Genomic DNA, 13,497 nt, shown 5'->3' with positions numbered 1-13,497 from the left:
GGCGCAATGCATCCGGCGCTTTCCAGAGAGGCCCGCCATGACCGTGTTCCGTTCTTCGATTTCGTTGCTGCGATGCAAGACGGCGCGGCGCGCCACCTTCGCGCCGGGCCGGTGCGCGCCATTCTGGCATGGAAGGCCGCACGCGTCGTGTCCGTTGTGTCCGTTGTGTCCGTTGTGTTCGTCGTGCTCGTCGTGCACGGGTCGCACGGGAGCCGCGCGATGAACCAGTTCGCCACGCTCGTCCCGTTCGGCCTCGCGCTGAGCCTTGTCAGCACCAACAGCATCGTCTGCCTCGCCGGGCTGTCGCTGATCGAACGACTGATTCCCGTGCTGCCGTCGCACGTGCTGCTCGCGATGATCGGCATCGCCGGTGCGCAAGGCGCGTGGACCTTGCCGGAAGCGATCGTCGTCACGGTGCTCGGCAGTTTCGCCGGCTGCCTCTTTCATTACGCGCTCGGCAATCTGTGGCCGGAAGACAGCGTGCTGACCCTGCTGCGCCGCCTCGCGCCGCTGGGCCGGCTGCAGCCCGCCAGAATCGACGCACTGATCGAAAACATCCGCGCGCGGCCCACGCGGCTCGCCCTGTGGTCGCAACTGGTGCCGTTCGTCCGGCTCGTCGCGCCGGCGCTCGCCGGATTGCTGGAAACGAGCTTCACGCGTTTCGCGTCCGGCGCCGCGGCCGGCATTGCGCTATGGAACACGCTGTTCATCACGGCCGGCTATCTCGCCGCGCAAGCGGTCGCCTAGCCGCGCCTGTCATTGACCGATCGACCCTCCAGGAGCCTGTCGATGCGAATCCCCGAATGGATGCTGTTTCTGCGTAGCTGGTGGCGCAATCCGCGCCGGGTCGGCGCACTCGCGCCGTCCGGTCCGGCGCTCGCCGCGTTGATCACCGCACAGGTGCCGTGCGACGGCGCGTCCGTGATCGAACTCGGCGCCGGCACCGGCGTGTTCACGCGCGCGCTGCTCGCACGCGGCGTCGCGAGCGAGCGGCTGGTGTTGGTGGAAGCCGATCCCGCGTTCGCGAACGCGCTGCGGCGTCAATTTCCGGCGTTGCGGGTGATGCAGATGGATGCGGCCGAGCTCGGGACGACCGGCGACTTCTTCGGCGGGCAGCGCGCGCACGCGATCGTGAGCGGGTTGCCGCTCGTCGCGATGCCGGTCGAACAAGCCGTCGCGATCGTGCAGTGCGCATTTGCGCGCCATCTGGCTGCCGGTGGCGCGTTCCATCAGTTCACCTATGTGCCGCGCTGCCCGATTCCCGCGCACTATCTGGAAGCCATGCGCGTTCGCGCGGTGCGGGTCGGGGTCGCGTGGATGAATTTTCCGCCGGCCTTCGTGTATCGGTTCGAACGGCTGGGTGAGGTGGTCGGCCGGCACCGGGTCGGTGCGAAGCCGTCGCTGGATGAGGTTGCTCGAGCAACGGCTTCGTAGGGCCGAGACACAGCCCGGCTGTTCGTGCTGCCGGGCGTTGCCCCGGCGACGGGCCGCGCGCGTTCGCTCGGGTCGCGCCGATCCCGGTCAATGGACCGACAGCGGTATCGCTGAACAGCAACCGTCGTCATGGTGGCTGCCGTGCTCCCGCGGGTCCTCGCCGAAATCCATCCGCACCGGGTGCGTCACTTCGAGCATCCTCATCGCCAGATGTGCCGCTGGGTGCGGTAGACGCAACAAGGCGCCGCAAACCGGCGCCATGTTTCATCGCTTCGCCGGCATGTGACCATGCTCGCTAGCGTGCGGCCGACGACCGCAGCCGGCACGGCGCGAGCCGCGCGGGGATGACGGGCAGACGGCAGACGCTTTGCTGCATCGCTGCGTTCGGCCGCACCGCCAGCGTGTGCGACGCCGCCTTCGCCTTCGGCTGCATCGTCCGCACCCGCAATGCGTCGGCGCCCGGGCTCGCCGGCCGCAACGCGCGCAGTGTTGCCGCATCGATGTGCACTTGCCAGAACTGCGGCCGCCCGTCGGGATCGTCTTCGCGATAGCCCTGCCCCGTGATGGTCTGCCCGTCGGGGCTCACGCCGATCACGTTGGTCAGGCTCAGCGTGCCGACCGACAGGCCGGCCGCTTCGAGCAACGCAACGAGGCTGCGCATGCCGCTTTGCGGCGTCCACACGAAGACGCGCTCGACACCGGTCTGGCCGTTGCTCGAGCTACCGACGACGACCTGTCCGTCCGTACTGATCGACAACGCGTAGCTGCTGTCGTCGCCGTCGAGAAAACCGAGCCGCCGGATGCTGTCGCCACCGTTCGTCCACAGCACGGCCTCCGAGTCGACCCGTTGTCCATCCGGCGAGACCACCAGGGTGCCAAGCGAGCCGGCGATCGTCCGTTCGTCTTCGGTCACGCCATGGGCCAGATCCATTCTGGCCGCGCCTGCGTTGATCGTCGGCAACAGTCGTTCGCCGATTCGTTCCGTCCAGAGGAGCGCACGCGAGCCATACACGCCGTCGACATTGCCGGCGAACCCGACTGCCGCATTCCCGGACGAAGTCATCGACAGGAGCTGCACGATATAGTCGCCGCCTGACGGCAACGCGCGGAACCCCCTCGGCTGGTCCCACATGAACCGTGCATTCCGGCCGCCTGTCGTCGTGAAGCTGCCGCTCATCCTCGTGCCGCCGAGGTTCGCGACTTCGACCGATGCGTCCCGGCCCGCCGTATCCGGAACGAGTTTCTGCGTGCGACCGTCGCCGGGCCATCGCACCGCCCAGCGATCGAGGTTGCTGCTTTCCGCCTGGCGCGCGCTGATCGAGCCGCCGATCACCCGCCCATCGGCCGACACCGTCCGTGCCAGCGCGTCATAGGCGTTCGCCGGCGCGGCGAGCCGCTGCCAGCCCGTCGCGGCCGACCACGAGAAGGCCATCGCATTGCCGGGCTGCGCGTCGCTCCAGTAGGAACCGACGATCGTCTTGCCGTCCGCGCTGACGGCATAGCCGTTGTACCGCACGTCGCGCGGCCCACCCAGGTCGCCGATCACCGTCAGCGAATAACCGCCGGCCGATACCGTCTGCGCGTGAGCCGCGCTCATTGCCGACACGGCCAGCACGGCCGCGACGACACTCCGTCTCGGATGCATCTCCTTCTCCTCCGTCAGTACATTGATGAAAATCCCGCGCAGGCGGCACGTTGCCGCGGCGCACGCCGGTCATGCCGCACAACGCTCAATACAGGAAAATCCGGATCGTTGCGGCCGCATCGAACGGCCCGATCTTCGGTGGTCCGAACGACTTGAGCACCGCATCGAGCAACACGCTCTGATTCGTGACGTTGGCCGGAAACTGCGTGAGCGTGAACTGCTTGTTGAACTCGATCGCCTTGCCCTGGCTGTCCTCGAGGCCGATGCCGAAGTTGCTCTTGCTGTCAGGCACCAGCAAGCCGTTCTGCACAATGCCTTTCGTCGCTTCGAAGTAACCGTCGACGCGCACCGGGATGCTGCATTTCTTCGTCAGCGACAGCGAAAACCGCCGGCGCGGCACGGCCGGCAGGAAGCCGTTGCCGGACGTCTGCACCTGCCCGAAATTGACGATGCCCGGCTCGGGCGTCACCAGCACGTCGACCGTGCATGGCGTCGGCTTGAGCTTTTGCAATCCGCTCAGGTAGTAACGGAAGCTCCCGTTGCTGTTCAGCCCGCGCTCGCCGTCGAACTGGAACACCGCGTAGACGTCCGACGGCGGCGTCACCCACGTTCCGCGCTTGCGCACGACGATCTGATACGTGATGCTGATCGGCACCTTGGGGCACCGCCCTTGCCCGACCTCCCAATCGCTCAAATGGCACACACCGACGGAGCTGCCCGTATCGATGCGATCGCCCTGCAGGTTGCCGCGCCCGTAATGGTCTTCGCCACCGTAGCGAATGCCGACTTCGAGCCCCCATGCAGCCGGATTCTGCATCGCCGGATTCGCGTAGAAGTAAACCTGCTCGGGGAAGTTCTGCAGCCTGGGAATATCCTTGTAGCAATAGCCGGTCGTCGTGCGCGGCGGAGAAACCCAGATCACGTAGCCGTCCGGCGCGTCGGTCGGATACGACGCGACGTTGCCGATCGATTCGGTCAGCGACATGCCGCTGCCGTTCGCGACGCATTTCAACGCCCACGCCGGCTGCGCAAACGCGACGAACAGCGCGAGCACCCACCACCGGAGCCACCCGGGCGTTCGCGTCGCCGCCCCGCTTCGAGCGCCCCCGCTCATTTCTTCACGCTCTTGCACACACCGGCCTCGCACGCATACTCGACCGCCACCTGGCCGCCGTAATCGTCGACATGCGTGACGAACAGCGTCGACGGCGTCGCCGCCTTGAACGGCACGTCGGCCGTGCTCATCGGGCTCACCATCGTCGGCTCGATTGGTACCGGCGTTTTTTGCGCGCCCGCGCTCACGTCGACCACCGTCACGTGGTACGGCGTCGGGTTGTCGAACACCAGCTTGTGCGCGGCCGCATCCACCCGCAGCGTCATCGGCAGCGTCCAGTCCTCGTCGCGCGCGGGCTGCACGGCCTTCGGCCGATAGAACAGCTTCATCTGCGTATGCAGCGCGATCTGCAGCGTGTTCGGCGTGTCGGTCTTCGGCGGCACTTCGCGGATGTTCAGGTAGAACACCGTTTCGCGATCGGCGGGCAACTGCGCGCCGGGCAGCTTCGCGATCCGCAGCACGTTGCGCTCGTTCGCCTCCACCCGCTGCAGCGGCGGCACGACCATCAGCGGCGACGTGATCTTGTTGCCCTTCGCATCCTCGAGCCACGACTGCACGAGATACGGATACGTCGTGCTCTTGTTGGCGATCGTCACGATCGCGGCCTGCTCGCCTTCGTTGAAGATCACGCGCGTGCGGTCGGGCACGATCGCCGCATGCGCGGCGCCTGCCAGCACCGCACCGACGGCCGCGAACGCGCACAGCGCGCGCCGCGGGAAAGCAAGGGAGAAAACGTTCTTCATCGCTGGATCCATGGAAATCATCGTTCGCCCCGTGCGGCCGCCGCATGCGGCTCGCCGGGTGTCCGGCACGTCAGCGGAATCGGCGTGCCTTCGAGTTGGAGTGAATTCGGCAGTGCGTCGATCGTGCAGAGCGTCCGTTCGGCCGCCCGCACCGCCAGCGTGGATTTCGGCTGAACCTGGGTCAGGAACGCCGCGCCGCCTTCGCCCACGATGCCGAGTTCCTTGCCGTTCGCCGCGTCCTGCACCGACGCACCGAACGGCAGCGGCTTGCCGGCCGCGTCGGTCAGCGTCAGGTACAGGTTGCTGCCGCGCGCCGCGGAAAATTTCACGAAGCCGATCGCGCCGTCGGTCAGCACCATGCGCTGGATCGGGTTCGTGACCTGCACTTCGAGCGGCAGCTTCTCGACGTTGACGGTCGCGTCGTACACGTTGTACGGCGAGATGCCGTCGAGCACCGCGTAGCCGCGCGAGTCGGTATGCGTGAGCGTGCCGGACAGCGGCACGTCGGGCACGCCGTCGGTCGACACCAGCAGCCGCGTATCGCCCGCATTGCCGTTCGCGTGCGCGGACACGCCGTACTGCGTCGCGACGAACGAGCCGTCGACTTCGAGCGACGCGGCCGCATACGCGTTGGCGAGCGTCGACGCCTGCGCGGTGAGCTGGTACGCCGACGTGCGCTGGCGGAAGCTCGCGTTCGCCGACGCGCGGCCGTCGGTCGCGCCCGCATTGACCTGGTACGTGCGGCCGGCCGGGTCGTCGTAGATGTAGCCGGCGTTCACGCTGGTGCTGCCGCTGCCCGTCGTCAGGTTCGACGTGACGGTGTGGTTGCCGCCGATCGGCAGCGTCGCGGTGACCGAGAACTGGTTGCCGCTCGCGCCCGCGCTCTGCGTGCGGAATGCCGACACGCTGACGTTCAGGTTGCGCAGCGTGCCGATCGAGAACGCACGCGTGAGCGTCAGGCCGACCCGCTGCTCGGACGCACGCGCCCAGTAGGTCGTCTGGTCGTACGAGAAATAGGTCGACGTATTGCCGAAGCGCTTCGACATCGTCGCCGAATAGCGCTGCTTGCTGTTGGCGAGGCCGTACGACGTCGGATCGCCGGAGAATTGCGCGAAGTTGGTGTACTCGCGCTCGGAGAAGCGGTAGCCGAAGAAGCGCACGTCGGCATCGAGCCCGTCGAAGTGCTTCGAATAGTTGATGCGATACGAGTTGCCGTTGCGTGTCGCGCCGCTCCACCACAGGCGCGCCCGCGCGTGCGTGACGTCGGCCGACACCGCGCCGAAGGCGCCGAAATCGCGGCCGACGCCGAGTGCGACCGACGTGTAGCCCGACGCCGCGATGAAGCCGCCATACGCGGTGATGTCGAACGGCAGGCCGTACGCGATTTCGCCGAAACCGAAGAACGGCGTGATGCCGGCGCCGCCGAACAGGCGTGGCTTGCCGACCGCGGCCTTGTAGCGCAACTGTCCGGTGCGCGCGAGGAACGGCACGGCGGCGGTCGTCACCTGGAAGCGCTGCACGCTGCCGTCCTCTTCCTCGACCGCGACGTCGAGCGTGCCCTGCACGCTCGTGTTGATGTTCTGCAGCGCGAACGCGCCCGGCGACACGCGCGTCACGTACAGCACGCGGCCGGCCTGCGACACGGTCACGGTCGCGTTGGTGCGCGCCACGCCCGAGATCAGCGGCGCATAGCCGCGCAGCGACGGCGGCAGCATGCGGTCGTCGCTGCGGATCGACGCGCCCGTCAGCGCGAACGTGTCGAAAATGTCCGAGCTCAGGTAGTCGTCGCCGAACGTCACCGTCGACTGGATCGACGGCAGCGCGCGAAATGCGTAAAGCCGGCTGAAGCGGAACGTGCGATCCGCGTACGCCGTGTTACCCACGTTCGATTGCGCCTGGTAGTCGCCGCGCAAGCGCCACGCCTCCCAGTTCGCGCCGACCGTCCCGTAGGCCTGGATCGCGTTCGTCTGCCCGCCGGCCGCACCGAAGTTGCGGTTCGTGTTCGCGATCACGCGATAGTCGAGCATCGCGCCGGGAATCCCTTCGGACCAGTGGTCCGGCGGCAGGTAAGTCGAATCGGTGAATTCGAGCGCGGCCTGCGGAATCGTGATCTTGAGCCGCCCGTCGCTTTTCAGGTAACGCACGGTCGCCCCTTCGATCGCAGCCAGGTCGACGCAACCGCCCCGGAAACGCGGCAGATCCTTGACCAGCGACGGCTTCAGGCCGAACCGCGCGACGAGCTCCGGTCGCAGGCACGGCTTGCCCGCGCCCGTCGCATCGACGGTCACGAATTCGATCGGCTGCAGTCCGAGGTACAGGTCGTTGACCTGCACGTCGAGCATGTACTCGCCGGGCAACGTGAAGTCCGGCTGCGAGAACTGCGACAGGTCGACGTTGCTCGTTCCGTCGATGTCGAGGAACGACGAATTGAATTCCGTCGCATGGCTCTGGCTGCCGACGACCAGCACGGAGACGCAAAGGAAGGAATGTCTGATTCGCACGCGGCGCTACCGGGAGTCCAGGGAGAAGGAAAACGGGAGGAAAGACGAAGGAGGAAGGGACGCACGCCTCCCTCCTCCGGTACGGACGCTTACTGGTAGCGGACCGTGAAGTTCGCGACGCCGTCGGCGGTACCCGGCGTCACGCCGGCTGCCGTCGCTTCGTACATCGCCGCGAAGCGCGCGGTGTTCGTGCCGTTCTGCAGCAGCGTCGGCGCCTTCTGCTCGGCGCCGTTGTCGAGGTATTCGCCCGACGCGGACTGCAGGCGGATGCCGACGTTGGTTGCCGAACCGATCGTGGCGAGCAGCTTCGGCTGGCCGGCGCTCGACGTGCCCGTGAACGTGAAGTACGCGTTCTGCGCGATGCTGGTGTCGCAGTCGGTCAGCTTGATGTCGAACGACACCGGGTCCGACTTGTCGCCGGCTTGCTTGAACTTGTTGGTCGGCACCTTGCCGAGCTGCACGGTCTGGTTGACCGAGTTCGCATCGATGCCGCATGCGCCCGCGACGATCTCGCCCGTGAAGTTGATCGTGCCGGTGCCCGCCGCGAAGGCCGAGGTGGACAGGGCCGCGAGTGCGACGGCGGTCAGGAGAGATTTTTTCATGACGTTTCCCGTAAGGAGTGCAAATGGAATGGACGACGTGGCGGACACAAACGGTAGCGTGTGGTGGCTCCCGTCCGACACGAGGCGGCATTATCGAGATAACAACGAAAGATTTCTGTAAATCATTGTCAAATGCATCTGACAATGTTCGATTCACTCCTCTAGGAGCTCATTCATTCCTTTTGACTTTCAATTCCGGATCCTTTATCCGCACTCCTTTTTGATTTTCCGGAAGCGCTTGAAGATTAAGGGAATTTTTTGCCGATAATCGTCTCTGTCATATCCCTCCTCGTCGGCACCGGCTTGCGCGCGGCCTCCTATCAAAGGACAAAACATTGTCCAGTGCCGCCATCGTTGTCCGATCGCAACACGAATATCGAATCATTTTCAACTGACAGGAAATTAACGGTGGAATCTTATCAATATGGATTTATCGCGCAAACGATTGCGAAAAGCATACAAACGTTTTACTGCGACACTTTGCCGCCGCCATTGATTCCAATACATTGATTAATTCGATCGTCAATTACCGATCGGGAATCGGCAGCATGCGCAGTCGCCGGAACACGCATGGCATGCCGGATTCGATGAAATGGGAAACGAAGAGACGCGGCACGTGCTTGCGCAGGCGGACGACACGATGGGTCTATGGATGCGGGCGGCAGCAGAAGCCGCCGCTGCGCGCGGCCGGGAGATGAGAACGATGCGCGGGCCGGCAAAAGAAGCGCCGATGGCGCAAGGCGGTACGGTGGGCGGCACGCCCCGTCGAAGTGACGACCGCACATCGAATCGTGCAGCCGCCGTCGTGTTGCCCGGCACGCTGCGGCGCCAGGCAACACATCGCCCATCTCACGCGGAAGCCGCGGCCTCCGCCGATGCCGGCGCCCAGCCGCCGCCGAGCGCGCGATACAGCGCGATCGCGTTCGCGAGCCTGAGCTGCCGGAGCCGGATCAGCTCCTGCCCCGACTCGTACGTGCTGCGCTGTGCGTCGAGCAGTTCGAGATAGGTCGCGACGCCACCCGCATAACGACGCTCCGCGAGCTTCAGCCGCGCGCCGTCTGCCGCATACACGTCCTGCTGCGCGGCAAGCTGCCGGTCGATCCAGTCGCGCGCGGCGAACGCATCGGCCACTTCGCGAAACGCGGTCTGCACGGCTTTCTCGTATTCGGCGACCGCAATGTCCTTGCGCGCGTTCGCGACGTCGAGGTTTGCGCGATTGCGTCCGCCCGCGAAGATCGGCAGCGTGATGCGCGGCGCGAAGGTCCACACGCTCGTGCCGGCCGCGAACAGGTTCGAGAACGCGTCGCTCACGGAGCCGTAGTCGGTCGTCAGCGCGATGCGCGGGAAGAACGCCGCGCGCGCCGCGCCGATGTTCGCGTTCGCGGCTTTCAGCCGTGCCTCGGCCTGGCGGATGTCCGGCCGCCGTTCGAGCAATTCGCTCGGCGCGCCCGGTGCCACGGGCGCGATCGACAGCGTGTCGAGCGCGGTCGCGTCAGCGGGCACGTTGCGCGCGAAATCGCCCGCCAGCAGTTGCAGCGCCCGCACGGCCTGCGCATGCTCGCGCTGCAGCGCGGCCTGCGACGCGCGCGCGGACGCGACCAGCATCTCGGCCGAGCGCAGCTCGATCGCGTCGCTCGTGCCGGCGGCATAGCGGCGTTGCGTGAGCTCGGCGATCCGCTCGCGCGCGTCGAGCGTGCGCTGCGCGAGCGCCCGCTGCTCGTGCAGCGCCCGCTCCGACACGTACGCGCCGGCCACTTCGGCGATCACGCCGATGCGCACCGTGCGCTGCGCGTCGGCCGTCGCGAAGTATTCGGCGAGCGCCGCATCGGACAGGTTGCGCACGCGGCCGAACAGGTCGAGCTCGTACGCGCTGACGCCGCCGCCCGCGCGATACAGTCCGCTGATCGCGCTTTCGCGCACGACCGGATCGTACTGGCGCGCGCGCTCATAGCCGAGCTGCGCATCGACCGACGGCATCAGGTCCGCGCGCTGCACGCCGTACAACGCGCGCGCTTCCTCGAGCCGGCCGGCCGCGATCCGCAGGTCGCGGTTGTTCGCGAGCGCCGCATCGATCCACGCCTGCAGCGCCGGATCGGTGAAATACGCATGCCAGTCGTCGAGCAACGCGGCATCCTGCGCCGTGGCCGGTTCGGCCGCCGGCGCGTTACTGCCGTCGAGCGGCGCATAGCTTGCCGGCACCGGCGCCGCCGGACGCTCGTAACGCGGCGCGAGCGAGCAGCCGGCGAGCGCGAGTGCAGCGGCCAGCGCGACCGGAGCCCGCCGCGCGGCGCATACGTTCAGCGCAAACATCATGGTTGCGAACCCTCCATCGTCGCCGGCCGCGACCCGCCGCGCCGGCGCGGGCCGACGTCGAACAGGCGGCCGACGATCACGAAAAACAGCGGGACGAGAAACACCGCGAGCACGGTCGCCGTGATCACGCCGCCGAGCACGCCCGTGCCGATCGCCCTCTGCGCGCCGGACGCGGCGCCCGATGCGAACGCGAGCGGCAGCACGCCGACACCGAACGCGAGCGAGGTCATCACGATCGGCCGCAGCCGCAGGCGCGCGGCTTCGAGCGCCGCGTCGACGAGCGGCATGCGCTGCGCCACGAGATCCTTCGCGACTTCGACGATCAGGATCGCGTTCTTCGCGGACAGCCCGATCGTCGCGATCAGCCCCACCTTGAAATAGATGTCGTTCGGCATCGCCCGCAGCGTCACGCCGAGCACCGCGCCGATCACGCCGAGCGGGACGACCAGCATCACCGCGAACGGAATCGACCAGCTCTCGTAGAGCGCCGCGAGCGCGAGGAACACGACGAGCACCGACAGCGCGAACAGCATCGGCGCCTGCGCGCCCGACAGCCGCTCCTCGAACGATTGCCCCGACCACGCATGGCCGATGCCGGCCGGCAGCGTCGCGGCGATCCGCTCGATCGCGCTCATCGCCTCGCCGCTGCTGTGGCCTGCCGCGGCCGAGCCGTTGATCGTGAACGACGGATAGCCGTTGTAGCGCGTGAGCTGCGGCGGCCCGAGCGTCCAGTGCAGCGTCGCGAACGCCGCGAGCGGCACCATCTCGCCGCGCGCGTTACGCACGCGCAGCTTCCGCACGTCGTCCGGATCGAGCCGGTGCAGCCCGTCGGCCTGCACCATCACGCGCCGCACCTGCGTGCCGTGCATGAAGTCGCCGATATAGTCGGAGCCGAACATCACCGCGAGCGTCGTGTTGATCTCGTCCATCGACACGCCGAGCGCGGACGCCTTCGCGCGATCGATGTCGAGCTTCAGTTGCGGCGCGTCCTGCGTGCCCGCGAACATCAGGTCGGTGAGCGCCGGATCCTTGTGCCCCGCCGCGAGCAGTTGCTCGCGCGCGGCGCTGAACGCCGCGTAGTCGAGCCCGCCGCGATTCTGCAGCCGGAAGTCGAAGCCGCTCGACGAACCGAGATCGGGCAGCGCCGGCGAGTTCATCGCGAACACCGTCGTGTTCGGCGTGCCCGCGAAGCGCTCGTTGACGCGCGCGACGATCGACTGCACGTGATCGTGTGCGGCCTTGCGCTCCTTCCAGTTCTTCAGCGTGACGAAGATCATCCCGCCGTTCGGCCCTTCGCCGTACAGGTTGAAGCCGCCGAGCGCATACGTATAGGCGGTCGGCTCGTCACGGCGGATGCTCGACTCGACCTCGCGCACGCTCTGCATCGTTTCCGCGAGCGGCGTGCCTTGCGGGCGAATCACCATCACCATGAAGTTGCCCTGGTCCTCGTCCGGCAGGAACGCGCTCGGCAACTGCGTGAGCATCAGCGCGGCCGCCGCGGTCAGCGCGCCGTACACGACGAGCCAGCGCAGCGGCTTCTTCAGCATCGTGCCGACCCGCGTCGCGTAGCGCTGCGTCGCGCGCGCGACGAAGCGGTTGAACCAGCCGAAGAAGCCGCGCTTCTCGTGGTGGTCGCCGGACACCGGCTTGAGCAGCGTCGCGCACAGCGCGGGCGTCAGCGACAACGCGAGAAAGGCCGAGAAGCCGATCGATACCGCGAGCGACAGCGCGAACTGCCGGTAGATGTTGCCCACCGCGCCGCCGAAGAACGCCATCGGCACGAACACCGACGTCAGCACCACGGTGATCCCGACGATCGCGCCGCTGATCTGCCGCATTGCCTTGACGGTCGCGTCGTACGGCCCGAGCCCCTCCTCGACCATCAGCCGCTCGACGTTCTCGACGACGACGATCGCGTCGTCGACGAGGATGCCGATCGCGAGCACCATCCCGAACATCGTCAGCACGTTGATCGAGAAGCCGGCCCCGTACATCACGCCGAACGTGCCCGCGAGCGCGACCGGCACGACGAGCGTCGGAATCAGCGTCGCGCGCAGGTTCTGCATGAACAGGAACATCACGAGGAACACCAGCACGCCGGCCTCGATCAGCGTCGTGACGACCTTGTTCATCGACACGCGCACGAACGAAGACGTCTCGTACGGAATCTGGTATTTCACGCCCGGCGGGAAGTACGCGGACAGCTCGTCCATCGTCGCGCGCACGCGCTTCTCGGTGGCTACCGCGTTCGAGCCCGGCGCGAGCTTGATGCCCATCCCGGTCGCGACCTTGCCGTTCACGTACGACGGATAGTTGTAGTCGTTGCCGCCGAATTCGATGCGTGCGACGTCGCGCAGGAACAGCGCGGAGCCGTCGGCCCGCGCGCGCAACGCGATCGCACCGAACTCGGCCGGCGTCTTCAGCGGCGCGTCCGCGAACACGGTCGCCGCGATCGGCGCGCTGTCCGGCACTGCGCTGCGGCCGATGTCGCCGATCGTCACGCGCGCGTTGTGCGCTCGCACGGCCGACGCGATGTCCGACGCGGTGAGGCCGTGCCCGGCCAGCTTCACCGGGTCGGGCCAGATCCGCATCGCATATTCGGCGCCCCAGAACTGCACCTTGCCGACGCCCTCGACACGACGCAGCGCCTGCACGACGTTCGCCGACGCGTATTCGCCGAGCTGCACGTCGGTCATCCGGCCGTCGTCGGACGTCAGCGACACGACGAGCTGGATGTTGTCGGCGGCCTTCTCGACCTGGATGCCGTCGCGGCGCACGGGCTCGGGCAGGCGCGCATCGACCGTCTTCAGCCGGTTCTGCACTTCGACGGCCGCGAGATCGGCGTTCACGCCCTGCTTGAACGTCAGGTACAGCGACGCCGCCCCGGCGCTGCTCGTCGCGGACGTATACAGCAACCCCGGCGCCCCGTTCATCTCGCGCTCGATCAGCGCGGTCACCGATTCCTCGACGACCTGCGCGGACGCGCCCGGGTACGTCGCATAGATGCTGACGACGGGCGGCGCGATGTCCGGATACTGCGCGACGGGCAGCGCGCGGATCGCGAACAGGCCGCCCAGCATGATGAAGATGGCGATCACCCACGCGAAGACGGGGCGATCGATGAAGAAACGTGCCATGTTGGTTC

Annotated in this window: 9 protein-coding genes; 2 read left to right on the top strand and 7 right to left on the bottom strand. The window is 67.2% G+C overall.

Annotated elements, in window-relative coordinates; translation table 11 throughout:
- The first annotated feature begins 219 nt into the window (after positions 1–219).
- Positions 220–747, top strand: coding sequence for a DedA family protein (locus tag WT53_RS15895; protein WP_034207898.1), 528 nt, complete (start codon positions 220–222; stop codon positions 745–747).
- A gap of 42 nt (positions 748–789) precedes the next feature.
- Entirely contained in the window at positions 790–1,434 is a 645-nt protein-coding gene (locus WT53_RS15890; protein WP_034207274.1) for a class I SAM-dependent methyltransferase, read from the top strand.
- Positions 1,435–1,729: 295 nt separating this feature from the next.
- Here the strand turns inward: WT53_RS15890 and WT53_RS15885 are convergent, their stop codons facing one another.
- The 7 genes from WT53_RS15885 to WT53_RS15855 all read right to left on the bottom strand — a co-directional run bounded on the left by WT53_RS15885 (position 1,730) and on the right by WT53_RS15855 (position 13,489).
- Positions 1,730–3,079 carry a hypothetical protein gene (locus tag WT53_RS15885; RefSeq protein ID WP_034207273.1) on the bottom strand — a complete coding sequence of 450 codons (1,350 nt, stop codon included), beginning with the start codon at positions 3,077–3,079 and terminating at the stop codon, positions 1,730–1,732.
- A gap of 85 nt (positions 3,080–3,164) precedes the next feature.
- Entirely contained in the window at positions 3,165–4,193 is a 1,029-nt protein-coding gene (locus WT53_RS15880) for a fimbrial protein (RefSeq protein ID WP_034207272.1), read from the bottom strand.
- Positions 4,190–4,936, bottom strand: coding sequence for a molecular chaperone (locus WT53_RS15875; RefSeq protein WP_034207271.1), 747 nt, complete (start codon positions 4,934–4,936; stop codon positions 4,190–4,192). The genes WT53_RS15880 and WT53_RS15875 overlap by 4 nt, the downstream gene beginning before the upstream one ends.
- Before the next feature lie 17 nt (positions 4,937–4,953).
- Positions 4,954–7,404: a fimbria/pilus outer membrane usher protein gene (locus WT53_RS15870; protein ID WP_034207270.1), complete on the bottom strand. Its 2,451-nt coding sequence runs from the start codon at positions 7,402–7,404 to the stop codon at positions 4,954–4,956.
- 122 nt (positions 7,405–7,526) lie between these two features.
- Positions 7,527–8,039 (bottom strand): fimbrial protein, encoded by a 513-nt coding sequence (locus tag WT53_RS15865; protein WP_034207269.1) that lies wholly within the window; start codon positions 8,037–8,039, stop codon positions 7,527–7,529.
- Positions 8,040–8,888: 849 nt separating this feature from the next.
- Positions 8,889–10,349 (bottom strand): efflux transporter outer membrane subunit, encoded by a 1,461-nt coding sequence (locus WT53_RS15860; protein ID WP_034207897.1) that lies wholly within the window; start codon positions 10,347–10,349, stop codon positions 8,889–8,891.
- Positions 10,349–13,489, bottom strand: coding sequence for a multidrug efflux RND transporter permease subunit (locus tag WT53_RS15855; protein WP_034207268.1), 3,141 nt, complete (start codon positions 13,487–13,489; stop codon positions 10,349–10,351). Before WT53_RS15855 ends, WT53_RS15860 begins: the two co-directional genes overlap by 1 nt.
- Positions 13,490–13,497 lie beyond the last annotated feature (8 nt).

It is taken from the genome of Burkholderia sp. MSMB2157WGS, from assembly GCF_001532755.1.
Classification (GTDB): domain Bacteria; phylum Pseudomonadota; class Gammaproteobacteria; order Burkholderiales; family Burkholderiaceae; genus Burkholderia.
Note: the sequence above shows the minus strand (reverse complement) of the source record. Positions and strands in the feature narration are given on the sequence as shown.

Coding starts and splice junctions, on each gene's coding strand:
- WT53_RS15895 (WP_034207898.1), top strand. CDS start 220: ATGAACCAGTTCGCCACGCTCGTCCCGTTCGGCCTCGCGCTGAGCCTT.
- WT53_RS15890 (WP_034207274.1), top strand. CDS start 790: ATGCGAATCCCCGAATGGATGCTGTTTCTGCGTAGCTGGTGGCGCAAT.
- WT53_RS15885 (WP_034207273.1), bottom strand. CDS start 3,079: ATGCATCCGAGACGGAGTGTCGTCGCGGCCGTGCTGGCCGTGTCGGCA.
- WT53_RS15880 (WP_034207272.1), bottom strand. CDS start 4,193: ATGAGCGGGGGCGCTCGAAGCGGGGCGGCGACGCGAACGCCCGGGTGG.
- WT53_RS15875 (WP_034207271.1), bottom strand. CDS start 4,936: ATGAAGAACGTTTTCTCCCTTGCTTTCCCGCGGCGCGCGCTGTGCGCG.
- WT53_RS15865 (WP_034207269.1), bottom strand. CDS start 8,039: ATGAAAAAATCTCTCCTGACCGCCGTCGCACTCGCGGCCCTGTCCACC.
- WT53_RS15860 (WP_034207897.1), bottom strand. CDS start 10,349: ATGTTTGCGCTGAACGTATGCGCCGCGCGGCGGGCTCCGGTCGCGCTG.
- WT53_RS15855 (WP_034207268.1), bottom strand. CDS start 13,489: ATGGCACGTTTCTTCATCGATCGCCCCGTCTTCGCGTGGGTGATCGCC.